This window comes from Streptomyces sp. Q2 (assembly GCF_056820935.1).
The window spans coordinates 1-23,766 of sequence record NZ_JBXEJE010000049.1; the positions used below are offsets into that span (position 1 = coordinate 1).

Annotated in this window: 17 protein-coding genes and 2 pseudogenes; 15 read left to right on the plus strand and 4 right to left on the minus strand. The window is 68.4% G+C overall.

The genetic code is table 11. The features are described from left to right. Positions 1-855 precede the first annotated feature (855 nt). The gene (locus ACWBNA_RS39535) at positions 856-1,707 is read right to left on the minus strand and encodes an aldo/keto reductase (protein ID WP_482709392.1); all 852 of its coding nucleotides are present in this window, start codon (positions 1,705-1,707) and stop codon (positions 856-858) included. Between the two features lie 72 nt (positions 1,708-1,779). On the opposite strand from ACWBNA_RS39535, the gene ACWBNA_RS39540 reads away from it, so the two are divergent. Together ACWBNA_RS39540 and ACWBNA_RS39545 are read left to right on the plus strand one after the other, a co-directional pair. Next, complete coding sequence (locus tag ACWBNA_RS39540) at positions 1,780-2,454, plus strand: helix-turn-helix domain-containing protein (protein ID WP_482709393.1); 675 nt, start codon at positions 1,780-1,782, stop codon at positions 2,452-2,454. 367 nt (positions 2,455-2,821) lie between these two features. After that, positions 2,822-2,995, plus strand: a pseudogene (locus ACWBNA_RS39545) (DDE-type integrase/transposase/recombinase); the annotation flags it as partial. A 1-nt stretch (position 2,996) separates the two neighbouring features. Here ACWBNA_RS39545 and ACWBNA_RS39550 read toward each other — a convergent pair. Beyond that, a pseudogene (locus tag ACWBNA_RS39550) lies at positions 2,997-4,172 on the minus strand (IS110 family RNA-guided transposase). A gap of 1,751 nt (positions 4,173-5,923) precedes the next feature. Here ACWBNA_RS39550 and ACWBNA_RS39555 point away from each other — a divergent pair. From ACWBNA_RS39555 to ACWBNA_RS39565, 3 genes are all read left to right on the plus strand, one after another. Beyond that, positions 5,924-6,301 (plus strand): ribosome-inactivating family protein, encoded by a 378-nt coding sequence (locus tag ACWBNA_RS39555; RefSeq protein ID WP_482709441.1) that lies wholly within the window; start codon positions 5,924-5,926, stop codon positions 6,299-6,301. Between the two features lie 17 nt (positions 6,302-6,318). Next, on the plus strand, positions 6,319-6,501 hold the full coding sequence (locus ACWBNA_RS39560; RefSeq protein WP_482709394.1) for a hypothetical protein: 183 nt from the start codon (positions 6,319-6,321) through the stop codon (positions 6,499-6,501). Positions 6,502-6,989: 488 nt separating this feature from the next. Beyond that, a complete protein-coding gene (locus tag ACWBNA_RS39565; RefSeq protein WP_482709395.1) occupies positions 6,990-8,258 on the plus strand; it encodes an SGNH/GDSL hydrolase family protein in 1,269 nt (422 codons plus the stop codon). A 218-nt stretch (positions 8,259-8,476) separates the two neighbouring features. Here the strand turns inward: ACWBNA_RS39565 and ACWBNA_RS39570 are convergent, their stop codons facing one another. Beyond that, positions 8,477-8,824, minus strand: coding sequence for a DUF4333 domain-containing protein (locus tag ACWBNA_RS39570; protein ID WP_482709396.1), 348 nt, complete (start codon positions 8,822-8,824; stop codon positions 8,477-8,479). Positions 8,825-9,031: 207 nt separating this feature from the next. On the opposite strand from ACWBNA_RS39570, the gene ACWBNA_RS39575 reads away from it, so the two are divergent. From ACWBNA_RS39575 to ACWBNA_RS39600, 6 genes are all read left to right on the plus strand, one after another. After that, on the plus strand, positions 9,032-9,298 hold the full coding sequence (locus ACWBNA_RS39575) for a hypothetical protein (RefSeq protein WP_482709397.1): 267 nt from the start codon (positions 9,032-9,034) through the stop codon (positions 9,296-9,298). Next, positions 9,295-10,086: an ABC transporter ATP-binding protein gene (locus ACWBNA_RS39580; RefSeq protein ID WP_482709398.1), complete on the plus strand. Its 792-nt coding sequence runs from the start codon at positions 9,295-9,297 to the stop codon at positions 10,084-10,086. Before ACWBNA_RS39575 ends, ACWBNA_RS39580 begins: the two co-directional genes overlap by 4 nt. Beyond that, positions 10,083-12,086 (plus strand): FtsX-like permease family protein, encoded by a 2,004-nt coding sequence (locus ACWBNA_RS39585; RefSeq protein ID WP_482709399.1) that lies wholly within the window; start codon positions 10,083-10,085, stop codon positions 12,084-12,086. Before ACWBNA_RS39580 ends, ACWBNA_RS39585 begins: the two co-directional genes overlap by 4 nt. A 70-nt stretch (positions 12,087-12,156) precedes the next feature. After that, positions 12,157-13,167, plus strand: coding sequence for a YdcF family protein (locus tag ACWBNA_RS39590; RefSeq protein WP_482709400.1), 1,011 nt, complete (start codon positions 12,157-12,159; stop codon positions 13,165-13,167). A 929-nt stretch (positions 13,168-14,096) separates the two neighbouring features. After that, positions 14,097-15,140, plus strand: coding sequence for an NAD(P)-dependent alcohol dehydrogenase (locus tag ACWBNA_RS39595; protein ID WP_482709401.1), 1,044 nt, complete (start codon positions 14,097-14,099; stop codon positions 15,138-15,140). 204 nt (positions 15,141-15,344) lie between these two features. Next, on the plus strand, positions 15,345-16,346 hold the full coding sequence (locus tag ACWBNA_RS39600; protein WP_482709402.1) for an aldo/keto reductase: 1,002 nt from the start codon (positions 15,345-15,347) through the stop codon (positions 16,344-16,346). A gap of 35 nt (positions 16,347-16,381) precedes the next feature. Here the strand turns inward: ACWBNA_RS39600 and ACWBNA_RS39605 are convergent, their stop codons facing one another. Beyond that, the gene (locus ACWBNA_RS39605) at positions 16,382-16,690 is read right to left on the minus strand and encodes a transposase (RefSeq protein ID WP_482709403.1); all 309 of its coding nucleotides are present in this window, start codon (positions 16,688-16,690) and stop codon (positions 16,382-16,384) included. A 772-nt stretch (positions 16,691-17,462) separates the two neighbouring features. On the opposite strand from ACWBNA_RS39605, the gene ACWBNA_RS39610 reads away from it, so the two are divergent. The 4 genes from ACWBNA_RS39610 (at position 17,463) to ACWBNA_RS39625 (ending at position 23,717) form a co-directional block, all read left to right on the plus strand. After that, positions 17,463-18,461, plus strand: coding sequence for a LacI family DNA-binding transcriptional regulator (locus tag ACWBNA_RS39610; RefSeq protein ID WP_482709404.1), 999 nt, complete (start codon positions 17,463-17,465; stop codon positions 18,459-18,461). Between the two features lie 547 nt (positions 18,462-19,008). Next, entirely contained in the window at positions 19,009-19,818 is an 810-nt protein-coding gene (locus ACWBNA_RS39615; RefSeq protein ID WP_482709405.1) for an ABC transporter substrate-binding protein, read from the plus strand. Between the two features lie 157 nt (positions 19,819-19,975). Further along, positions 19,976-23,128: a family 78 glycoside hydrolase catalytic domain gene (locus tag ACWBNA_RS39620; protein WP_482709406.1), complete on the plus strand. Its 3,153-nt coding sequence runs from the start codon at positions 19,976-19,978 to the stop codon at positions 23,126-23,128. A gap of 259 nt (positions 23,129-23,387) precedes the next feature. Then, entirely contained in the window at positions 23,388-23,717 is a 330-nt protein-coding gene (locus ACWBNA_RS39625) for a hypothetical protein (RefSeq protein WP_482709407.1), read from the plus strand. Positions 23,718-23,766 lie beyond the last annotated feature (49 nt).

Here is a 23,766-nt window from a genome sequence, read left to right on the forward strand (position 1 = left end):
ACACCACCGTCACCCAATGGCTCACCACACTCCAACCCACCGACACACCGCAGGACCCGAAGCAGTAGTCACCGAGAGCTCCTGACAGAGGGGGAAACAACCACCTTCAGGCGGTGATCCTCGCCGGCGAAACCGGACTCCGGACCGGTCTCGTGTCGCGATCCACCTCACCTCGGGATGCCCGAGGACGGGCGGCAGTGCCCGGTGCGCCACAACGAGACCCCGTCCGGTGCAATGCCGGAGGAGGTCGGCCGTTGAGAGGGTCTACGAACCTGATGTGCTGTCAACTCGCAAGCGGACGGGCCTGGGGGTAAGTGGTGGAGGCAGTCCGCGCAAGCCATGACCGGCTGCGCGACACCGTCACTCGCGAGGCGCCGAAGTGACCGCCTTCGCGGGGTCGCGCTGCTCCCGATCAAAGTCCGCACCGGCACAGTGACGGTCGATGGGGTGACCGGTACAGAACGATTCGATATCCGCGATGCCGAGCTGAGCTCGCGCGCGCCCGGGGGACCGTCCGCGGCCTCGCGCAGCACGCCGAGCACGCCGAGCACGCCTCGCAGCACGCCGAGGGCCTGTCGGCCGGTGTCGCCGACGACCTGCAGGGCCCCCTTGCCTCGCGCGGGTGCGATGTCCGTGGCGCAGGCGCCGGTGTCGGCGAGCAACAGGCAGTGGACGAGATGGTTGACGACGCAGTCGCCCCGTGGGCACCGGCACTGCACCGATCGGTGCTCCGAAACCTCGGGCGGCCGGCGAGATGACGGGCCGCGTGAATACCGTCGTCTCCTGCGGTCGCGCCCGTCATCACGACGATGTTCGTGACGATTGCCTTTGTGGCGTTTCGACGGCCGTCGGATGTCAGGAGAGGTCGGCGAGGTCTTCTTCGCTGAGGGTGATACCGGCAGCGGCCATGTTGTCCTCCAGGTGCGAGAGGGAGCCCGTGCCGGGGATGGCCAGGGTCACCGGCGAGGCGGCCAGCAGCCAGGCCAGGCCGATCTGCGACACGGTGACGCCGTGCCGGGCCGCGACCTTGGCCAGCCGTGCGTCGTCGAGTTCCCGGCCGCCACCCATCGGGTAGAAGGGCACGAACGCGATGCCGGCGTCTTCGCAGGCGGCCAGCAGCTCCGCGTCGTCGCGCTTGGCGGCGTGGAACTGGTTCTGCACCGCCACGACCGGGGCGATCGCGCGGGCCTCCGCGAGATGGGCGGTGTCGATGTTGCTGAGCCCGAGGTGACGGATCAGGCCCTCCTCCCGCATCGCCGCGAGCGCCTCGAAGCGCTCGGCGATCGACTCGCCGTGCGGGGGTTCCATCCGACCGACGCGCAGGTAGACCAGATCAAGGCGGTCCACGCCCAGGCCCTCGAGGTTGGCCTCCACCAAGCCGCACAGGTCGGCCGGAGTGGCTGCTTGACGGAAGCCATCGGGGCGGCGGATGGGGCCCACCTTGGTGGCGATGACCAGGTCGGACGGGTAAGGGTGGAGGGCCTCGCGGATCAGGGTGTTCGCACGCACCGCACCGCCGACGCTGGCGTAGAAGTCTGCGGTGTCGATGTGGTTGACGCCCAGCTCGACGGCGCGGCGCAGTACGGCCCGGCCGGTCTCGGGGTCGCGGGCCGGCCCGCCCATGCCCTCCTTGGACGGCAGGCGCATGGTGCCGAAGCCGAGGCGGTTGACGGCCAGGTCGCCGCCGAGGCGGAATTCGTTACTCATGGGCCCAGCCTGCACGGCCGGCAGCCTGCTGACGAGGCTGTGGCACCTTGCTGCCAGAGGCACAATGGACGCATGCCACAGCACATGGCCCTCAGAGGTGATCTTGAGCTGCACGCGCGGATCGAGCCCTTGGTGGAGTTGTACGACGCGGAATGGGTCAGCGCTGCCCGCGACCTCGACACCTGGCCCAAGGCCCGCGAGTCCGCCCGTCTTCGGATACGCCGTGACAGAGCATGTGGAGCCCGCAAGCTGTTCAGTCCCGCCGCGCTCGCCGACGAGCACGACCGGAAGGTCCTGCGCGAGATGGCCGCCCACGGCATGCAGGTGCGGATCACCACCACCCCGTTGCCCCAGGGAACGGTCTTCATCGACCGGCGGACCATGATTCTTACCGGCCCAGAGAGCGCACCCTCGTCCGCTCACGGTCCCCGGCACCGTATGTACACGATGAGTACCGAGCCCGCCCTGGTCAGCGGGGCGTACGCGCTGTTCGAAGCCGCGTGGGCGACGGCCACCGACCTGGCGGCCTTCTTCGATGCCGACCGGCCCCGTATCGTCGACGCGCAAGCCCGCGAGGTGCTGTACGCACTGGGCTCCGGAATGACCGACATGACAGCCTCACGCGAACTGGGCATGTCGCTGCGCACCTACCGCCGCAGGGTCGCCGAACTCCTCGTCGCCCTGGGCGCCGACTCACGCTTCCAGGCCGGAATGCGAGCGGGCGAGTGGGGCCTGGCCCGCGGGTGAGCAGACCTTCGCCCAAGCCGATGCGAGTCAGGCGTCGAGGTTCGGGCCGTAGCGGTGAACCCGCCTGACCGGAGCCGTCGCCGTCTTCGGCCCGGCATCCTCCGGTGCCCGGTCCAGCCACCCACCAGCACCGCCGGGTCGGCCGTATTTTCGGCGGCTTCCACATCCCTGTGGGCCAGTCGGCCTCGACCGCGCAGCGCGCCAAGCGGAGGCGTCCGGCCTGCCTCGGCAGGGGTGCCTGACTGAAACCACGAAGGTCTTCCGGTTCGGTGCAGACATCGCAATCCATACCGAACCGGAAGACGCTCACCCGTTCAAGACCCCTCAGCCGACCTGGCTCACCCGTCCACAACCTCCCTGGACGAAGGACCTGATCGGCCGCGACTTCACAGCGAGCGAGCCGAACACGAAGTACGTCGGCGACATCACCTATCTCCCGCTGGTCGGCGGGAAGTTCCTCTACCTGGCCACCGTCATCGACCTCGCCTCACGGCGCCTGGCCGGCTGGGTGGTCGCGGACCACATGCTTCCTAATGCTGTTGTCAAGCTGGCGCAGGCACCGGTGGTGTCACTTCGTAGCACCGTCGGTCGCGGATCAACGCCCAGAGGACGTTGACGCGTCGGCGGGCGAGGGGGAGCACGGCCTGGACGTGCTTCTTCCCCTCGGCGCGTTTGCGGTCATAAAACTTCCGCGAGTTCGGGTCGAACTGGACGCTGACGAGTGCGGACGTGTAGAAGACGCGCTGGAGTCTGCGGTGATAGACGATCGGCCGGTGTAGGTTGCCGCTGACCTTGCCCGAGAGTCACGAGGTGCGGGGGCGACCCCGGCGAAGGCCGCCAGGGCGTCCCTGAGCCGAAGTCGTCCAGGCTGCCGCCGACGGCGGCGAGGAACTCGGCACCGAGGGTCGCGCCGATTCCAGGGACGCTCAGGATGATGTCGGCGAGCTCGTGTTCGCGAAACTGGCCCTCGATGAGCTTGTCCATCTCACGGATCTGCTCGTTGAGGGCCATCACCTCCTCGGCCAGGGTGTGGACCAGCCTGCCTATGGTCTTCTCGCCGGGAACGGCGGTGTGCTGGCGTTCGGCGGCCTCGACCGCCGCTTCGGCCAGCGTTCTCGCGTTGCGGACCTTGCGGTTGGCCAGCCACTTTGTCAGTCGCGCCGTCCCGGCCCGGCGGATCGTGGCCGGCGTCTGGTACCCCGTCAGCAGCCTGAGCGGGCCGGTGTTGGTCACATCCAGGGCTCGTTCCAGGGCGGGGACATGCGCAGGAGCGTGCCGCGCAGGCGGTTGACCACGCGGGTGCGGTCCTCGACCAGGTCGGCCCGGCGTCCGGTCAGCAGCTTGAGCTCGACGGCGGCTTCGTCGCCGGGACGGATGGGCCGCAGGTCGCGGCGCATCCTGGCCTGGTCGGCGATCACGTAAGCGTCGCGGGCGTCGGTCTTGCCCTCGCCGCGGTAACCGTCGGAGGCCCGGTTCACCAGCCGGCCGGGAATGTAGAGGACCTCCTGCCCGTGGTTCACCAGCAGGGCCAGCAGCAGTGCAGGCTCCCCGCCGGTCATGTCGTTGGCCCAGGTGACCGGACGGCCGTCGGCCAGGTCGAGGACGTCACCGACCAGAGTCAGCAGCTCGGGCTCGTCGTTGGCGATCCGCCGCGACAGCAGTGTCTTGCCGTCGGTGTCCAAGGCGAGACCGTGGTGGTGGCCCTTGCCGCTGTCGATCCCCGCCCATTCGGCTCATCGTGCTCCTGACGCGCGTGTTCGTGTTGTTCGTGCCACGGACGACCTCGCCGGCATTGCTCTACACAGCGACTTGTTCGCACTTCCTAATCGGCGGCCGAGTCGTCGTGGGGAGCCGGGCGGCCAAGCATGTGGAGCCACAAGGCGGCAGCGCACCGAGAGCCACACCCGGCTTTCCTGGGTGCCACAACCCTACGAATGGCTGGGCCTCCCAGGAGGAAGGTAGAGCGCACCGACCTCGTCACCGACGCCCTGGCCGCCGAACGCACCCGCGGCAGCCTCGCTTTCACTGAGATGCGGCCAGAGAACCGTCACCAGGGATCCGGACACCTACGGAACGTGATCAGACCCTGGTGCTTGTGGGCACGGTGTCGGCGTTGTGCCGGAGCTTTGACACATCGCAACGGCCCGCCGGATGAACCGACGAGCCGTCACGAAAGGTCTACGCCAGAGCGTTAGGGACCACTCTCAACAATCGGCCACCCACGGAGGGGGGTTATCGCAGAAGGAGGGAGGTTCAGGCATGGCTATGTCGCCGCCCGGTGCGCCGTCCGCGTGCGTCTGCGTCTGCGTCTGCGTCTGCGTCTGCGTCACGAAAACTGCTCCCAGTGCGGCAGCCAGGACGGCGGCCATCACTGCCGTCCTCCGGAACCGGTCAATGACGGTACTCATATGCATCTCCTTGAGTGCTCAATGTTTGGTGTGACAGCTTCAGAAATGCGTTCGTATGTGGCCTCCATTCATTCCTTTACTGAGCTCCGCTTGTTGTGACCTTCGCGTCAAGCCCCCTGCGCTACGGGTTGACGGTTAGGACAGTTGTGCCGACGGTGTCCGGGCCGTCGCCGTAGCCGACCAGGCCGAGGTAGACGCCGCCGGCCGGGAGGTTTCGCCAGGAGACGGTGGTCGGGACGGTGTCGCCTCGGGAGACGGGGTGGGTGGCCGGAGTGACGGTGGCCGAGTGGTCGGGGCGTCCGGGCCGATCGGCAACGACGGGTTGCCGGTGTCGAGCCACGCCACCGGGCCGGTGGGCGCGGCCTGCGCGGGCGGGCCGGCGGCAAAGAGCAGAAGGCTGCCGGCCGCTGCCGGGGCCAGGAGCGATACGGCTCTGCGACCGAGGCGGCGACGCCGGCCGGGGTGCGGCTGAGACACAGAGTGGTCCTTCCCCCTGCGCAGGTGTGAGACAGGCATGCGCATGATGTGGAGTGGTCAGTTCCCCGAGGTAACAACCATCCTGTTTCCAATGAGGCAACTTGGGAAGAGTCAAACGCTTGATAGAAGGCAACTGCACAACTTCTCCACGGTGCTGTCGGACCATGGCCATCTGGGATGGTGAAGAACTGCACCTGCCTGGCCCAAGCAGGTGCAGGGGCGCCTGTGGCGGACAGGAAGACGGGGGCTGTTCCGCCGCCCCCGCCGCCATGCGCGGCCAGCTGCGGCCACCCCCTGGCGGTGATGCCCGTTCCTCTCGCCCTCGCCCTCGCCTCTCATAGCGTCGCTGGTCCAACGGCTCATCTCCCACAGACGCCTACGCCTCACGGCCGCGGCCACCATGAGCGGAGCGGCACTGATCACGGGGGTCTCCCTCAGCCCCCACGGGCCTCCGAGCGCGGGAGGCTCACAGGGGCCAGCTGGATGCGCGCCACACCCGGACAGTCCAGGACCGGACACCCGTCTTCTGGTCGACCGGGACCACGTGGGACTACTGGGGCTTCATCAACAACATCCGCCGCGCGCTGCACGCGGACGACAACTACGTTCCCGGCACTACGGCCGCCGTGGATCACACCGATCCGGTTTCGACCGGGTTCTTCGACGTCATGGTCGGCGGGCGGGACCATGCGGTACGCATCCGGCTGCGCCGCAGCGACCTGTACCTGGTCGGCTGGTTCACCGGTAACGACACGTACAGCTACATCGGACCGAGGGACCAGGCAGGAATACCGGACACTCACAACCACCCGGCCACGCCTGGCCAGCGCGGCGAGTCCTGGCAGCTCGCCAGAGTGGCTTCGTACGGCCGCCTCGAAGGGATGGCAGGGGCCCACCGCGCGAACCTGAGGTGGCCCGTGCCGAGGCCGGCGTGGATTGGATGGTCGGCTTCCCGGATGTGAGCGCGACGGAGTTCCCGATGCTCTGGGCCCTGACTCCGTATGGGGACGCGGTCTTCAACCAGCTGCAGATTCCGCTGCTGCTGGCCGAGCTCGACCGGCTCCCCGCTGCCTGCGGTGGCGAATGGGTCGGGCGGGCCCGCGAGTTGTGCCAGGTCGTCGAGCGCGGGACGCACCTGTATCTGTGGTTCGTCGGTGACTGACCGCGGTCAGCCTTCCGTCAACTTCCTTGTCACCGTTGATTGTTGGTCCAGAGCCTGCCAGGCGATGGTGCCGCTCTGGACGGAGTGGTCCTCGTTCGCGCCTCCCACCTCTTCAGTCGGTTTGCTGGCCGCGAGATGCTCCAGGAGCGTGTGGTGGCGGCAGCGATGGCGGCCTGGCCGGATGCACCTCCTCCGTAGGACACGACGCTGCCGCCCTCGTCCTCCAGGCTCCCCCGACTCCCCCGGGCCGGCAGACGCGAGTGGTGCTGCTACCTCCACACGACGGCTTGTGATTCACCATCACCTCCCCGGCAACGCTGCAAGGGCGCTGCGTCTTGCCGCCTCTGCGTGGAGTAAACGGGGAAGATTCTTCCCCCCTCACAACGCTCAGCTGCCGTGCAAGGCTGAACGGCACATCAGCGCGTCTTCCCGCACAGCGGTGTCTACTGGGCTGGGTGAGCGCGTGCAGCGACCTATCGGTGGAGTGGATGAAGATGACATTCGGCACGCGACGCACTCTGAGGGTCACCGCAGCACTGCTGGTGTGCGGGATGCTCGCCGCATCAGCGACGACGACGACGGCGGCCGACGCCGCAGGGCAGCCATGGACCGGTGGCTGGGAAGCCGGCATGACGGCCGGCGGGCCGAGTCTCTCCGACCAGACGGTGCGGATGGTGGTGCACACCAACGTCGCGGGCCGGAAGGTGCGGCTGCGGCTGAGTAACGCATACGGCAGCGCGCCCCTGGTGATCGGTGCCGTGAACGTCGCCGTACGCACCTCGGGCGGGAGTCTCGCCGCCCGCACCCGGCACAAGGTCACCTTTCACGGCGCCACCGGAGCGGTGATCCCGGCCGGGGGCGAACTCAGCAGTGACGCCGTCGACTTCACCACCGCCGCTGACGAGGACCTGCTGGTCAGCGTCTATCTACCCAAGACGACCGGCCCCGCCACCTTCCACTCCGTCGCCCGGGACACAAGCTACATCTCCAGGACGGGCGACCACACCGCGGACACCGGCACCGCGAACTACCCCATTACGACCAGCTCCTGGTATTTCCTGGACGGCCTGGACGTTCTCAACCCCCGCGCACGCGGCACCCTTGTCGCCTTCGGCGACTCCATCACCGACGGATGGGGCTCTTCACCGGGCACCAACACCCGCTGGCCGGACGACCTCGCCCGCCGCCTCGCCGCGCAGCCGGGTGGCAGCCGCCTGGGCGTGGTGAACGCAGGTATCAGCGGCAACCGGGTTCTCACCGACGCACCGGCCGCCGAGCCCGAACTGGGCGTCAGCGGATTGGACCGCTTCACCCACGACGCCCTGGGCGAACCGCGGGTCCGCAGCGTGATCCTGCTCGAAGGCATCAACGACATCGGCAACAACGCCGGCCCCGACGGCAAGGCACTCACCGCCCGGGACCTGATCGACGGCTACCGCACCCTGATCGCCAAGGCGCACGCCGCCCACGTCCGCATCTACGGCGGCACCCTCCTCCCCTACAAGGACGCCGCCTACACCAACACCAAGGGCGACCCCTACTACACCGCCGCCGGCGACGCGATCCGCCAGAAGGTCAACCACTGGATCCGCACCAGTCATGCCTTCGACGGCACCATCGACTTCGCCAAGACGATGGCCGACCCGTCCGACCCGCTGAAACTCCTGCCTGCCTACGACAGCGGAGACCACCTGCACCCGAACTCCGCGGGCGACCAGGCCATGGCCAACGCCATCGATCCCGCGCAACTCCGCTGACCCGCACGCCGCGGTGCCGCCGGGCTTCCGGCCGGCTTCGTCATGCGCCTGGGCGCGAAGAGGGCGTCGCGAACGTCGGGTGCAGTGTCCAGCACCACTTCGCCGCTCTCGTGGATATGCGCGGATGGCGGTGCGGTCGGCGCGGGTGGAGTGATCAATCCCGTCTCGTCATGGTCATGCCGTCCTGACGGCCCTGTTCCGGGCCACGGCGGACAGTCCTAGTCCGCCAGCACCGCGTAGTCGTACGAGACGCTGTTCCCCTTGGCCTTGGTCACGGACACCATGATCTTCTGCTGCTTCCCGTTCCCGGACGTCACAGTGCACTCGACCGAGTCGTTCTGCCACGCCTTGAGACCTCCGGCGCAGCTCACGGATTTCGGCTTCTCCTGGATGAGCGGCACGGAGTAGTTCTCGCGGACCTGCTTTTCGACCTCCGCACGGCTCACGGCCCCGGTGGAACCGACGGTGCTGGTCGACTCCGTGCTCAGCAGCCGCGGTACGGCCACGAAAGCGAACCCGCCCACGGCCACGGCGGCGGTCACCAGGGACACGGCGACGTATTTCATGATTCTCTCCTGCGATGCGTTTGCTGCGGTGAGGCTGTCACCGCAACAGTGGCCCGCCGACGGTGGCTGCGCTTCGGCCGGTCGGCCGACAGTGTGCGGCCGAGGTCGGCCCGCAGGCCGATTCACGGGTCAAGCGGGCGGCAGCCGGCGGTCGCGTACCGCAGTGCCGGTCCGGTTCGCGGCGGACGACGACGTCCGCGCCAGGGCGTGGCGGCGCACGTTCGTCAGCGCCTCCTGCACCACGCGGAGGCCGGGCGCTCCACCTGCCGGGCGGCCCGCAGGAGCAGCATCGGGTCGGCCCGCAGGCCGATACCGGCCGCCCAGGACCGGTCCGGTGGCCGAGGACAGGCGCGTGCGTCCGGCGGGATCGTCGACGGCATGCAGATCCTCACCGTTGTCCAACTGGCCCTGGCGGCGCTCGCCAGGCTGCGCCTCGCCCTGTGCGCCCTCGTCACCATGGAGGCCGCCCGATGAACCCCTACCGCACGACCAACGCCTCCCCCGTCCTGGTGGGCGCCGGTCTGAGGAAGTCCTACGGTCTGACCCGCGCCCTGGCCGGTGTCGACGTGTCCGTATCGGCGGGCGAGTCGCTGGCGATCATGGGCCCGTCCGGGTCGGGCAAGTCCACCCTGCTGCACTGCCTCGCCGGTATCGAACGGCCCGACGAGGGCCAGGTGCTGCTGGCCGGAGAGCGCGTGGACCAGCTGGGCGAGCCCGAGCGCAGTGAGCTGCGCCGGACCCGCTTCGGCTTCGTCTTCCAGTCCGGCCAGCTGCTGCCGGAGCTGCCCGCCGACGAGAACGTGGCCCTGCCGTTGATGCTCGGCGGCATCTCTCGCCGCCAGGCGGTCCAGAAGGCGCGGGAGTGGTTCCCGCCGCTGGGCCTGGCGGGCCTGGAGGAGCGGCGGCCCGGACAGCTGTCCGGCGGGCAGGCGCAGCGCGTGGCCATCGCCCGCGCGCTGGTCGGCGGCCCGCAGGTGATCTTCGCCGACGAGCCGACGGGCGCGCTGGACCAGGGCACAGGCATGGAGGTCATCGACCTGCTGGTCACCACCACCCGCAGGCAGGGAGCCGCACTCGTCGTGGTCACCCACGACGAGGACGTGGCGCGCTGGTGCGACCGCACCATCCGGGTCCGCGACGGCCGCCTGTCCGAGGACCACCGGACGCCGGACGGGGCCGTCACGAGCGCCGTCGCCCACGCCGCCCGGGGCACCGCCGGACGCCCGGCCGGCCACGACACGGACGCGAGGTACGACCGATGAAGGCCCTGGACCGCACCACCTTGACCCTGACCTGGCGGCTGACCCGCGCCGGAGGCCGCACCGGGCTGCTGGCCACCTCCCTGTCCGTCGCCGCGGCCGCCATCAGCACCGCGCTCCTGCTGATCTGCGTGGCCGTCAACCTCGGTTTCCAGCAGCGAGCCGACCGCATCGACTGGCGCACCCCCGTCACGTCCGCGGCTCCGGTCGCCGTCGAGGCGGTCGGCACCACCTTCAGCGGCGGTACCCCCGTCACGGTCGTCGACGTGGCACAGCTCCCGGGCAAGAAGGCCCCCGCCCCGCCCGGCATGCCCCGCTTCCCCCAGCCGGGCGAGGTGTGGGTCTCCCCGGCCCTCGCCGACCTGCTCCACCGCCTTCCCGCCGACCGGCATCCCGTGCCCGGCACCGTGTCGGGAACCCTCGGCCGCGCCGCGGTGGCCCACCCCGGCGAACTGGTCGCGGTCGTCGGCCACCGACCGACCGCCGCCGCCGTCGCCACCCCGCGCGAGGACGATCCGCGCCGCCCCGGCGACATCGTCACCCCCACCCGGGTCGCCGACTTCACCGGACGGCGCTCGTCCGAAGGCATCGGCAGCGGCTACGTGGCTCTCGCGAAGATCGCCACCATCCTCGTCGTCGTACCGCTGCTGGTCCTGGGCGCCTCCTCCGCCCGCCTGTCGGTCTCCCGCCGCGACCAGCGCCTCGCCGCACTGCGGCTCATCGGCGCCACCCCGGGCCGGATCGCCGGGATGACCGCCGCCGAGGCAGCCCTCACCGGCGCGGCGGGCGCGCTGCTGGGCACCATCGGATACGGACTGCTCCTGCCGGCCACCGCGCAGGTGTCCGTGGAGGGCGGCTCCTGGTACACGGCAGACCTGTGGGTGGGGCTCCCACTGCTGCTCGCCGTGCTCGCCGGTGTCGTCGCCATGGTGGTCGTCAGCGCGCTCGTCGGGCTGCGCCAGGTCGTCGTCGGCCCCCTGGGCGTGGCGCGCCGCTCCAAGCCACCCCGCATGAGCTTCCTGCGCGCCCTGGCCTTCGTCGCGGTGATCGTGGGCTACAGCTTGTTCACCCAGGAGCACAAGAGTGATGTCAACGGCCCCCTGGTGTTCTTCGCCCTGGTCTTCCTCGCCCTGTCCGTGATCGGCCCGTGGGTGGTCGGCGTCCTCGGGCGGATCATCTGCGCACTTGCCCAGAAGCCGGCAACCCTGCTGGCCGGCCGCCGCCTGCTGGACGATCCCAAGAGCGGCTGGCGTACGGTCTCCGGGCTCACCCTCGCCGGATTCGTGGCCGGGTTCTTCGCTCTCTTCGGGATCTCCGGCGCCTCGCCGTGGGGACATCCGGACACCCTCGCCGTGTCCGTTCCCAAGAGCCGGGCGGCCGTGGTCCAACAGGATGCGCGACACCGCCTGGAACACGCGGGGATCACCGCCACCATCGGCACGGACACCGACTGGGTCGCCCCGGGGGGCGAGAACACCGTGCAGGTCGTAGCCCACGTGCCCGGCGGCACCGAGAAGCTGGACCGCGCCCGCACCGCGCTGACGTCCGTCGTACCCGGCCAGTACCCCGTCACCGGAACCGACATCAACTGGTCGACCAGGTTGTTCTCAGACGACTTCGCCAACGCCACCCGGGTCGTCCTCGGCGTCACCTTCACCACCGCGATCGCCTCCGCCGGCATCACCGCGGCCGCCTCCGTCCTGGACCGCCGCCGCACCTACGGCCTGCTCCGCCTCGCGGGAACACCGCTGCGGACCCTGGACGCGGCCCGCCGCAAGGAGACCCTCCTCCCCGTGGCCGTCCTCGCCGGCGGAGCAGCCCTGACCGGCATCTTCACCGCCGCCCCACTCACCCTCGGCGAGGGCTCGAGTATCGAAACCGGCGGCCTGGTCCTGCTCGCCCTGTGCTTCGGCGTCGGCGTCGCGGGACTGCTGGCCGCCGGCGCGCTCAGCCGCCCGCTGCTGAGGTCGGTCACGGAGCAGTCGGGCCCACGCCCCGAGTAACAGGCCACCGCCGTCCCCGGATACCGGGCCAGTGCAACGCCCCGCCGATCAGCAAAGGTGACAACAACCCATGCCTACCGTCATTTTCGCGATGCTCGCCGGGCTGGCCTTCCTGCTCCTCCTGGCCCGGACGCGGCAAGACCCCCGCCGCTTCGGCAACGCCGTCCTCCTCGGACTGTCCCTCGTCCTGCTGACCCTGGCGCTGCTCGCCCAAGTGGCAGCCGGCAGCGCGCCCGCACCCCTCCTCGCGGCGGTGACCCTCGCCTTCGTGCTGCTGGCTCTGGGGGTGCTGCCCCTGGCGTTCTTCCTGATCGCGAACGGGGTGACGATGATCCGCAAGGAGGGCCCACGCCCCGCCAACCTGCTCTCCGGGCTGGCGGGACTGGCCGTCCTCGGCTGCGTCACGCTCACCGTGACGGCCGCCGACCTCGACTCGGCGCCGCTGCGGCACGTCGCCGGAGGGGTCCTCCTCGTGGCCGGTTACGTCTCATACGTCTTCCTGTCGTTCCTCACCTACGCCTTCCTCTATGCGCGGCTGAAGGTCCGTCACGACGTGGACTTCGTCGTCGTCCTCGGCTCCGGTCTGATCGGCGGCTCCCGGGTGCCGCCCCTGCTGGCGAGCAGACTGGAACGGGCGCGCGCGGTGTACGAGGCGCAGGCGGCGCGGGGTACGCCGCCCGTGCTGGTCAATTCCGGCGGCCAGGGCCCCGACGAGGACCTGCCCGAGGCCGATGCGATGGCCGATTACCTCATCGCCCGTGGCGTCCCGGAGCGGCATGTCGTACGGGAGAACCGCTCGCGCACCACGGAGGAGAATCTGCGCTTCAGCGAGGCGCTCATGCGCGAACGCGTGCCGGACCACCGGTGTGTGGTCGTCACCAACAACTTCCACGTGTTCCGCGCCGCCCTCACGGCCCGGCGCACCGGCGTGAACGGCCAGGTCATCGGCTCGCCCACCGCCGCCTACTTCTGGCCCACCGCGACGATCCGCGAGTTCGCCGCGATCTTCCTCCGCTACCGGGCGGTCAACCTCGGCTCGTGTGTGCTGCTCGCCCTGATCGGATTCGTTCTCCCCTCCTGAGACTGAGGTGCCGTCGTCCAACCGTGCTGCACGGGCCCGAGTTCGGGCCCCCCTCGGCACGGCCTCGGAACCGTCTCCCCGGCCGGGCTCCCCGCGGAAGGAGATCGGCCCGGGGGTCGAGGCCGATCGACCGCCGGGCCGAAGTGCTCCGGTCGGCTGGTCAGCAGCCGTGTGACCGCGAAAGTGCTGCGGGCGGGTGCGGGTGGCGGAAGGCCTGCGGCCAGGGCTTGGCGATGAGGGGCGAGGTAGAGGCGGACAGTGGCCTCACTGCCGCGGAACCCGCGCGCAGTGATCTTGCGGGAGAGGGCCGCAATGTTGTGTTCGTCCTCGGCCCAGCGTCGGTGCAGGTGTCCCTGGTAGGGGGCAACGATGCCGGCACCGCGGGGCCAGGTCGGGGCGACCTCCTGCCAGGTGACGGTGCGGGCATGCCGACGGACAACGTTGCGGTCCACGTCCAGGTGACGCCCGATCGCACGCAACGCCATCCCTTCGGCGAGCAGGGGCGTGGACAGCGGTGTGCAGAAGAAGGTGCTCTCCAGACGACCTCCCTTTTCTCGCTGCAGCCAAAGCACATCGGCCTCACATACTTGTAACCGCCAAATGGCATACAGAGAGTTGTGACGCGTTAGCCTCGAGTGCATTTCTCACACCGAGCCGCAACCGGCATACCCAGAAACTCGTCCCTTAAGGGGGGAAGGATTTTTCCCCAGGATAAGCCCTTCCCCTTTACATGGATTGCTGACCGTGCAAGCTTTTTATGTATGCCAGCAGCAGCCTCGGCCGGGTATCTCCTCATCCGGACGCATGCCGCATACACGGTCCAGCGAAATGCAGGTTTCCGATCCATTGCGGCAAAGGACGCCCAAAGGAATGCCGAGACAACTGTGGCTGCTGCGGCTACGACCAGTCCCGTCCCCGTTTGGAGAATCGTGTTCACCGTCAACGCGTACGCCGCTACGTCCGCGACCGAACCGCTCACCCGGACCACCATCGAACGCCGCGATGTCGGCCCCCACGATGTCCTGATCGAGATCAAGTACGCCGGCATCTGCCACTCGGACATCCACCACGTCCGTGGCGACTGGGGCCCGGTGAACTATCCCGTAGCCCCCGGCCATGAGATCGCCGGAGTCGTCACCCAAGTCGGCTCGGAGGTCGCCAAGCACGCTGTCGATGACCGCGTCGGCGTGGGCTGCATGGTCAACTCCTGCCGCACCTGCGACTCCTGCCTCAAGGGTGAGGAACAGTACTGCCTGAACGGCGCCACCCTCACCTACGGCTCCATGGACCGGGACGGCGCTCCCACCCAGGGCGGGTACAGCACCCACGTCGTCGTCAACGAGGACTTCGTCGTCCGCATCCCTGACAGCGTCACCCTGGACAAGGCCGCCCCCCTGCTGTGCGCGGGCATCACCACGTACTCGCCGCTGCACCGCTGGGGCGCCGGGCCGAACAAGAAGGTGGCCATCGTCGGACTCGGCGGACTCGGACACATGGGCGTCAAGTTCGCGCACGCGATGGGCTCGGAAGTCAGCGTCCTGTCGCAGTCGTTGAAGAAGATGGACGACGGTCTGCGCCTGGGCGCAGACCACTACTACGCCACGAGCGACCCGGCCACGTTCGATGAGCTGGCGGGCAACTTCGACCTCATCGTCAACACGGTGAGCGCCAAGCTCGACGTCGATGCCTACCTCTCCCTGCTGGCCGTGGGCGGCACCATGGTCAACGTCGGCGCTCCGGCTGAACCGCTGTCGCTGAACGTGTTCTCCCTTCTCGCACGTGGTCGTTCGTACGCCGGCTCGTCGATCGGCGGCATCCGGGAGACCCAGGAGATGCTTGATTTCTGCGGCGAGCACGGCATAGGGGCGGAGATCGAGGTCATCCCGGTCGAGAAGACCAACGAGGCGTACGAGCGCGTCCTGTCCTCCGACGTGCGCTACCGCTTCGTGATCGACATGGCAACGCTGGCCTGACCACGAGGGCGAGGCCGCTGCGGCGGTAACCGGGCGCCCCGGAGGCCGGGCTTCCGAAGCGTACGTTTGGTAGCCCGGCGAGCAGGGCGACACGGCCGCCCGACCGGATACCGCGATGCCAAGAACGACACCCGAGGCTCTTGCGGCCGCCTCACGGCTCTGCAATCCGCCAGCGGGAATGGCTAGTTCGCCAACTGGAGAATCATGAACTACACACGACTTGGAACCTCAGGGCTCGTTGTCAGCCGTCTCGCGCTCGGCTGTATGACCTTCGGGGACACCGCGAGCGGTTTCAGTAAATGGGCACTTGGCGAAGAGGGGGCGGAGCCGGTCTTCCGGCAGGCTGTCGAACTGGGCATCACATTCTGGGACACTGCCAACGCCTACAGCTTCGGCAGCTCGGAAGAGATCGTCGGGCGCGCGATCAAGAAGTACTCGCGCCGCCAGGACATCGTGCTCGCCACCAAGGTCTTCTACCCGATGCACGACGGACCAGGTGGCTCCGGAACGTCACGCAAGGCGATCATGGAGCAGGTCGATGCGTCGCTGACCCGGCTCGGCACCGACTATGTCGATCTGTACCAGATTCATCGCCTCGACTACGAGACGCCCGCAGAAGAAACGATGGAGGCTCTTCATGACGTCGTGAAGGCGGGCAAGGTGCGCTACATCGGCGCATCGTCGATGCTGGCGTGGGAATTCGCCAAGCTGCAGCACACCGCTGATCTGCACGGGTGGACGCGGTTCGTGTCCATGCAGGACCAGTACAACCTCCTCATGCGTGAAGAGGAACGGGAGATGTTCGGTCTGCTCGCAGATCAGGGTGTCGGGAGCATCCCGTGGAGCCCGCTGGCGCGCGGCCGGCTCACTCGGCCCTGGGGTGCGGAGACCCGACGGTCGGAGACCGACCCTGCATACGGGCGCCTCTTCGTCGAAGAAGAATCGAACCGGAAGATCATTGAGGCAGCACAGTCGGTAGCCCAGGCACGCGGTGTGTCCATGGCCACGATCGCACTCGCGTGGGTCCTGGCGAATCCAGTCGTCAGCGCCCCGATCGTCGGGGCCTCCAAGCCGCATCACTTGGCGGACGCCGCCGCGGCCCTCGACATCACCTTGACGAACGAAGAAATCGCCGCACTCGAGAAGCACTACACGCCTCGGCTGGCAACTGGCATGAGCGCCGCTGACCGTCCGCCGGCGCGCTGAGAGCTCCTACTGACTTTGTTGACGTGATGGGTTCGTCAAGGTGGGCCGGTTTCGGCGAGACATCGATCAACGAGGATCCTCCCCTGCTGGATCTTAAGGAGGCCCTGCCCCAACAGGCGCAGGTGGTCAGAGCTGGCGCAAGTGGTGTTCGCCTGGCTGCGGCGAAGCAGCCGTGACCAGATGCCCTCGACAGGGTTGAGGTCTTCGACATAGGACGGCAGGAAGCAGCAGGTGATCCACTCCTGGGTGCCGATGGACTCCCGCAGCCTGGCGGCTTTGTGCACCTTCAGGTATTCCCATGCGAGCACGATCGGCGCGCCGAGTTGTTGGTGGGCGGCGGCCAACAGGTCGCGGTAATCGGCCCAACTGAAGCTGCGTCCGCTGCCCTGCCTGCGATCAACGCGCCGGCATCAGCACGGAGGGTCGCGCCGATGGCAGCGGCCGTCGCAGTGCGTTTCGTCTTCTGAACATGTTTTCGGGACTCTCTCGCCGTTGAAGGTGATCTGTGAGGACAGCATGTGAGCGACAGCCGGTGGATCGGTCGACGCAGACCAGGCGTCCTGCCAGACGCATACGCAGGGCATGCGGCCGCACGACGGTTCTGCATGATGTTGCTGTATGCCTTGGGCCCCCGCCCAAGGCCACCACCCATTCGGTTGATGCGTTTCAGTCAGATCGGCGGCCGGAGGCTCGCGCGCTCCCCGCGGACCGTCAACACCGGGCGCAGCGATTTCCCACATCAGCCGTCAGCCGTCCCGGCATCCCGAAGCGCTTCTCTGCCAACCGGGTGGGCATGTACTCGGCGCGGCGCCGGGTAGGTTCATTGACCGGACCGGACCGGACCGGACCGTGTCGTGTCGTGTCGTGTCGTGTCGTGTCGTGTCGTGTCGTGTCGTGTCGTGTCACCAGCTGATATCGGACCGCTCCCTTACTGTCGGGTCTCCCCCGAACTCACGCATTGGAGCGCTTCAGCACGCGTCATGTATTCTGCGGCTTGTCCGCGATAGCCCTCTCACAGAGAGCGCCTGGCGGTCGCGGACTGAACGACACCGGAGGCCGAGGAGCACTGTGGCAACCGCCCGTCCGCGAGCAGTACAGGGGCATGCCGGTCCGAGCATGCAGGACGTCGCCGACGCCGCGGGCGTCTCGGTCGGCACCGTCTCCAACGTCCTGAACCATCCGGCGAAGGTGAGCCCCGCGACGGCCGAGCGGGTCCGCGCAGCCATCAGCCATCTGGGTTTCGTACGCAACGACGCGGCCCGGTCGCTGGTGTCAGGCTCGACCAACAGCGTTGGCATGGTGCTCGCCGACATCGAGAACTCCCTGTTCATCGACATGGCCCACGGTGCGCAGAACGCCGCCCGCGCGATCGGCCAGAACCTGCTGCTCGCGAACACGGCGTGCGACATGACGCTTCAGGACGACTACCTGGACCTCTTCGACGAGTCCCGGGTCACCGGCGTGCTGCTGGCCCCGATGGAGGACTCCTCTGCCGGCATCGCGCGCATCCGCTCGCACGGGCGCCAGGTCGTGCTCCTCAACTACGCTCCGAAGCCGGGCACGTGCTGTTCCGTGCTGGTCAACAACGAGCACGTCGGCTATCTGGCAGCCCGCCATCTCATCGACACGGGGCGCACACGACTGGCCTATGTGGTCGCGCACGACGACTACCAGCCGGTTCGCGACAGACGCAGGGGGGTACGCGCAGCGGTCGAGGAGGCCGGCACCGGCGTCACCCTGGAGGAGATCGACAGCGGCGGCCTGACCACGCCCCATGGCCATGTGGTCGGGCAGGATCTCGCGCGGAGAGCACCCGGCGATCTGCCGGACGGCCTCGTGGCCGTCACCGATGAACTGGCCATTGCCATCATCCACGAACTGCACACCGTGGCAGGAATCCGGGTGCCCGATCAGGTCGCCGCCGTCGGCTGCGAGAACAACCGCACGGCGGGCGCCGCGGCGGTTCCGCTGACCGCGGTGGACATGCCGGGCCGGGTGATGGGCCGGGAAGCGATCAGGCTGCTGATGGACGAGGTGGCCGCGGGCACGCAGCACCGTCACGCCACGGTCGTGCTGGAGCCCGAGCTGATCGTCCGCGCCAGCGCGCCGCGCTGAAGGTCCGAGGTCGGCGCCCGTCGAGTGATCGTTCACGCGACGCACAGCGCTGATCTTCCGGGCTGACGCGTGGGCCGTACTGTCCCACCCGGCGCCCGGGGCGGCAGCCCCGGGTCGAGGTCCGCGCTGACCGCCCGATTACGCCCGCCACACCGACCGCACACGCCGTGCCACGCTGGACCAGACGCGCTGACCAGCACTCGTCGCGTCACCCTCCGGGCAGCCCCTCAGCCGACCCCCGGCGCCACTCAGGCGCGGTTGGAAACATCCCCGACAGATCCTTGACACACGCCGAAGCGGGTCATAGGTTCCCGTCACCCCTCCATTGAAGCGTTTCAACGCGCTGCGCGCCGAGGAGCACCTGTGCACAAGACCCTCAGGACCCGCCGTGTGGCCCTCCTGGCGACTGCTGCCACCGCGAGCCTGCTGGTGAGCGCTTGCGGTGGCGGGAACGCCTCGGGCAGCGACGTCAAGGCGTTCAGCCTCACCATCAACGATGACAACCACATCGTGCAGCAGGAACTCACCGCCCTGGCCAAGGGCTCGTGTGCGTCGCAGAACAAAGGCTCTGCCACTGAAGATCCAGACGCTGCCGATCGGCAACGTCGACCAGAAGGTGCAGCTTCTCGCCGGCCAGAACGCCCTGCCGGTGCAGTTCGCGGCAGGAGGCACACCGCAGCTGACCAAGACCCTGGACAAGGCCGGGCAGGTCCTCGACCTGGAGAAGGCCCTCAAGGACCTCGGCGTCTGGGACGACATCCAGCCGGCGGCCGTCAAAACGGTCGAGAACCTGTACGGCAAGTTCAACGTCATGCCCTACCAGTTCAACATCGAGGGCATCTGGTACAACAAGAAGCTCTTCGCCGACCACCACATCGCCACCCCGACGACCTACGACCAGCTGGTCGCGGCGGCCAAGAAGTTCAAGGGCGCCGGTGTCACCGCGTTCTCCACGGACGGCAAGGACGGCTGGCCCCTCACCCGTCTGGTCAGCGGCTACATCTACCGCGAACTCGGCCCGGACGCCCTGCAGGCGGTGGCGGACGGCAAGGCCAAGCTGACGGACCCCGCCTATGTGAAGGCCGCGCAGGCCATCGCCGACCTGGGCAAAGCGGGCTACTTCGGCAAGGGCGTCGGATCGATCGACCCACCGCCCGCACAAGTGGCCCGACGACCGGGCCCCGTCCGGGACCTGCCCGCCCGCCGGCCGGCCGGCCGCCCTCCTGAACAGGGTCCAGTTCGAAGACGGCGGTGCCGACACCGCTGCTGGACTCAAGGCCCTGCTGGGCGGCACAGCGGACTGACCCCGCAACGCACATTGCTTCGCGGCCTCGTCAGCCCGCGAACACATACATGAAACGATTCAACAAGGAGATGTCATGCTCCGTGAACGCCCCCTATTGCTCGTACTCCTGAGAGGCCTCGTCATGTGTGCCGTGGTCGCAGGCGCGTCGATCCTGCCGACGGCAACATCCCCCGCGGCGTCGGCCCCAGCATCGGACGCGCCGTTCTCCGTGAAGGCTCTGACTGCCAACGGCCGTGTCAACCCGCTGGGCACCGGTGGTGAAGACCCGGTCCTCGGCTGGCAGTTGACGTCGGCCCGGCGGGCGACATCGCAGACGGCCTACGAGATCCAGGTCGGACGCAAGCCGGGCTCGGCCGATGTGTGGTCGTCCGGCAAAGTGGCGTCCGACCGCCAGGTCGGCGTGCGGTACGGCGGGCCTGCCCTGGAGACCGGCACCCGTTACTACTGGCGTGTTCGGGCACGGGACGACAGGGGAGTCTCGAGTCCGTGGAGCGCTACCGCGTTCTTCGAGACCGGCCTGTTGGCTCCCGGCGACTGGGACGGCGCCCAGTGGATCACTCGCCCCGCGGCTCCGAGCGAGCTGGACAAGTGGACCGACTACACCGCCACGGTCGAGTTCAAGCTCGACAGCGCCGCGTTCGGCATGTTCCTGCGTGCCACGGATGTGAGCAACGGATACATGTGGCAGTTCAACGTCACGGGCTCCACCCCGACTCTGAGGCTGCACAAGCAGGTTCAGGGCAACTACACCGTGGTTCAGGAGGTGGATCTCGCGCCTTACGGGTTCACCGACGCGAGTCTCCTCGCCGACCGGCACACCGTCCGCTATGACGTGGCCGGAACCACCATCAAGACGACGCTCGACGGCAAGCTGGTCAGCACATTCACCGACTCCACGTTCGCGAAGGGCTACATAGGTTTTCGTACCCACGCATGCTGCGGCGAACGCGGAACCGTCTACGACGCCGTTGTGACCGGCGCAGACGGTGGCACGCTGCTGGACACCGACTTCGCATCGGGCCGCAACCCGTTCCCCGGCGGTGAGATCGTCGACTCCACCCTCGTCGTGTCCGGTACCACGGACGCCCTCTACGCACCCGCGTCCCGGCCGCAGCCGCTGCTGCGCAAGGGCGTCGCGACCAGAGCCGGCAAGAAGATCGCCTCCGCGCGCGTCTACGCATCCGCACTCGGCCTCTACGAGCTGGAGATCAACGGCAAGCGGGTCGGCGACCAGGTGCTCGCCCCGGGCTGGACCAACTACCACAAGCGCATCCAGTCCCAGACCTACGACGTCACGAAGCTGCTCGACAGCGGAGACAACGTCATCGGCGCTTCCCTGGCGGACGGTTGGTGGGCCGGCAAGGTCGGGCTCGGCTGGACCCGCCAGTACGGGGACACCCCCGCCCTCGTGGCGAAGATGCGCATCACCTACACCGACGGCTCCGTCCAGTGGATCGCCACGGACGGTTCGTGGAAGGCGTCAAACGGGCCCTTCGTCAAGGCCGACCTGCAGGACGGCGAGACGTATGACGCTCGTCTGGAGCCGTCGGGCTGGAGCCGGCCGGGATTCGACGACGCGAAGTGGGAGCCCGCAGCGAGCCTGGACTCACAGACCGCCCTCCTGGTCCCGCAGAGCGACGAGCCGGTGCGCCAGACCCAGGTGCTCCAGGCCCGGAAGATGACCGAGCCCACCCCCGGGACCTACGTCTACGACCTCGGCCAGAACATGGTCGGCGTGTCACGGTTGAAGCTGACCGGCTCCTCCGGCCAGACAGTCAAGATCCGCTACGCCGAAGTGCTCAACAAGAACGGCACCCTCTACACCGACAACTTCCGCAGTGCCAAGGTCACCGACCGCTACACCTTCGCCGAGACCGGAACAGTCACCTACGAACCGACCTTCACCCAGCACGGGTTCCGCTACATCGAGATCACCGGAGTGAACGAACCTCCCGCTCTCCTGGACGTCAACGGCGTCGTATGGGGATCCGACCTCCCCAGCACCGGCACGCTGAAGACCTCGGACAGCATGCTCAACCAACTGGTGAGCAACATCTCCTGGAGCCAGCGAGGCAACTTCCTCTCCATCCCCACCGACACCCCGGCCCGTGACGAACGTCTGGGATGGACGGGCGACATCAGCCTGTTCGCGCCGACGGCCAACTACCTGGTCGACACCCGCGCGTTCCTCTCCCACTGGATGGCGGACGTACGCAACTCCCAGTACGCCAACGGCGACCTGCCGGCGGTCGTACCGACCCCTCAGGGCCAGTTCGGGGACAGCGGTGTCGGGTGGTCCGACGTGATGATCACGGTGCCGTACCAGGTATGGCGCTCCTACGACGACACCCGCATCCTGCGGGAGAACTACCCCGCCATGCAGAAGTTCTTCCAGTTCGTGCGCACCAGCGCCGGACCGGACCTGCTCGAGCCGGGCCGCACCACATTCTTCACCAACGACTGGCTGAACCTGGACGACCCGACCGAGCAGGGCATCCTGGGCACGGCCTACTACGCCGAGAACGCCCGCATGATGGCGGAGACGGCCAAGGCCCTGGGCAATGACGCGGCGGCGTCCGACTACGGCAAGCTCTCCACGGACATCCGCGAGGCCTTCACCAAGGCCTATGTCGCAGCCGACGGCACCGTCAAGGGCAACTCCCAGACCGGGTATGCGATGGCCCTCGCCATGAACCTGGTCTCGGATCCGGCACTGGTCGACAAGGTCGGGGAGAAGTTCGTGGCCAAACTGGCCCTCACCGACTACCACCTGCGGACCGGCTTCATCGGCACGCCGCTGCTGCTGCCCGCGCTGAGCAGGATCGGCCGGGACGACCTGGCCTACAAGATGCTGCTGCACAAGGACTACCCGTCCTGGGGGTATGAGGTCGCAGGCGGTGCCACCACCATGTGGGAGCGCTGGAACTCGATCATGCCCAACGGCGACTTCGGCCCGGTCGACATGAACTCCTTCAACCACTACGCCTACGGTGCCGTGGGTGACTGGATGTTCCAGAACATCGGCGGCATCTCCGCGCTCGAGCCCGGCTACAAGCGCTCCCGGATCGCGCCGGTGACCGGCGGGAACCTGACGCACGGGACCGGAAACCTCACCACCGTCTACGGCCACCTCTCGTCGAAGTGGAGCATCCACAACGGCGCGTTCGACCTGAAAGTGACGGTCCCGGTCAACACCGTCGCGGAGGTCCATGTGCCCACGAGGACCGCCGCGGCGGTCACCGAGGGCGGCCGTCCGGCCGACGCCGCCAAGTCGGTCCGCTTCCTGCGCATGGAGAAGGGGGCCGCCGTGTTCGAGGTCGGCTCGGGGTCCTACGACTTCGGCATCGACACCGCCGAGTAGGCGGCTGCGGAGCCACGTGACCTGATGGCGGGCCCGGACACTCCGGGCCCGCCGACTGCGTTCGAACAGGCCCGGCACGGCGGGTTCGAAGCTCCGTCAAGTCACCTGGACCCCCTACGTGACGGATGGTGCGTCGCGCACCGACGAGCGCGTGAACCTGGCCCGGACACGGCTCGGCCACGTCGGGTGACCGGGCTGCTGTTACGTGGGCCGACAAGGGAACGCCAACAGCCTTCCAGGGGGCTGCTCCGGTCCAGAATTGTTCCGGGCGCTTGTCGGCACTGCGGTCCACCTCACCGGCGCCGGCCAGATCGGCCTGGCAGTCGGCGTTCTGCTGCGCAGCACCGCCGGAGCGATCATCCTCGTGGCGGGCGCGCTGTTCGTGGTGCCAGGCCTGTTCAAGCTACTTCCGACCAGCTGGAACGACGCCGGCGGCCCGTACCTGCCGCCGAACGCGGCGAACGCGGTCATGAAGATGCGGACGGCCAGTGACTCGCTGTCCCCCGGGTCCGGGCTCGCGGTGTTCGCCGGTTACATTGTTGTGCTCCTGGCCGGTGCGACAGTCATGCTCAGGCGGCGCGACGCGTGAGCCCGGTTGCAACGGCACACCACCGACCCTCGTAGTCCTTCAAGCGTGA

Excerpts from the sequence above, each read along its gene's own strand:
- ACWBNA_RS39560 (WP_482709394.1), top strand. The coding sequence starts at position 6,319 with ATGCTCTGGGCCCTGACTCCGTATGGGGACGCGGTCTTCAACCAGCTG.
- ACWBNA_RS39540 (WP_482709393.1), top strand. The coding sequence starts at position 1,780 with ATGCCACAGCACATGGCCCTCAGAGGTGATCTTGAGCTGCACGCGCGG.
- ACWBNA_RS39610 (WP_482709404.1), top strand. The coding sequence starts at position 17,463 with ATGCAGGACGTCGCCGACGCCGCGGGCGTCTCGGTCGGCACCGTCTCC.
- ACWBNA_RS39535 (WP_482709392.1), bottom strand. The coding sequence starts at position 1,707 with ATGAGTAACGAATTCCGCCTCGGCGGCGACCTGGCCGTCAACCGCCTC.
- ACWBNA_RS39585 (WP_482709399.1), top strand. The coding sequence starts at position 10,083 with ATGAAGGCCCTGGACCGCACCACCTTGACCCTGACCTGGCGGCTGACC.
- ACWBNA_RS39565 (WP_482709395.1), top strand. The coding sequence starts at position 6,990 with ATGAAGATGACATTCGGCACGCGACGCACTCTGAGGGTCACCGCAGCA.
- ACWBNA_RS39580 (WP_482709398.1), top strand. The coding sequence starts at position 9,295 with ATGAACCCCTACCGCACGACCAACGCCTCCCCCGTCCTGGTGGGCGCC.
- ACWBNA_RS39590 (WP_482709400.1), top strand. The coding sequence starts at position 12,157 with ATGCCTACCGTCATTTTCGCGATGCTCGCCGGGCTGGCCTTCCTGCTC.
- ACWBNA_RS39570 (WP_482709396.1), bottom strand. The coding sequence starts at position 8,824 with ATGAAATACGTCGCCGTGTCCCTGGTGACCGCCGCCGTGGCCGTGGGC.
- ACWBNA_RS39600 (WP_482709402.1), top strand. The coding sequence starts at position 15,345 with ATGAACTACACACGACTTGGAACCTCAGGGCTCGTTGTCAGCCGTCTC.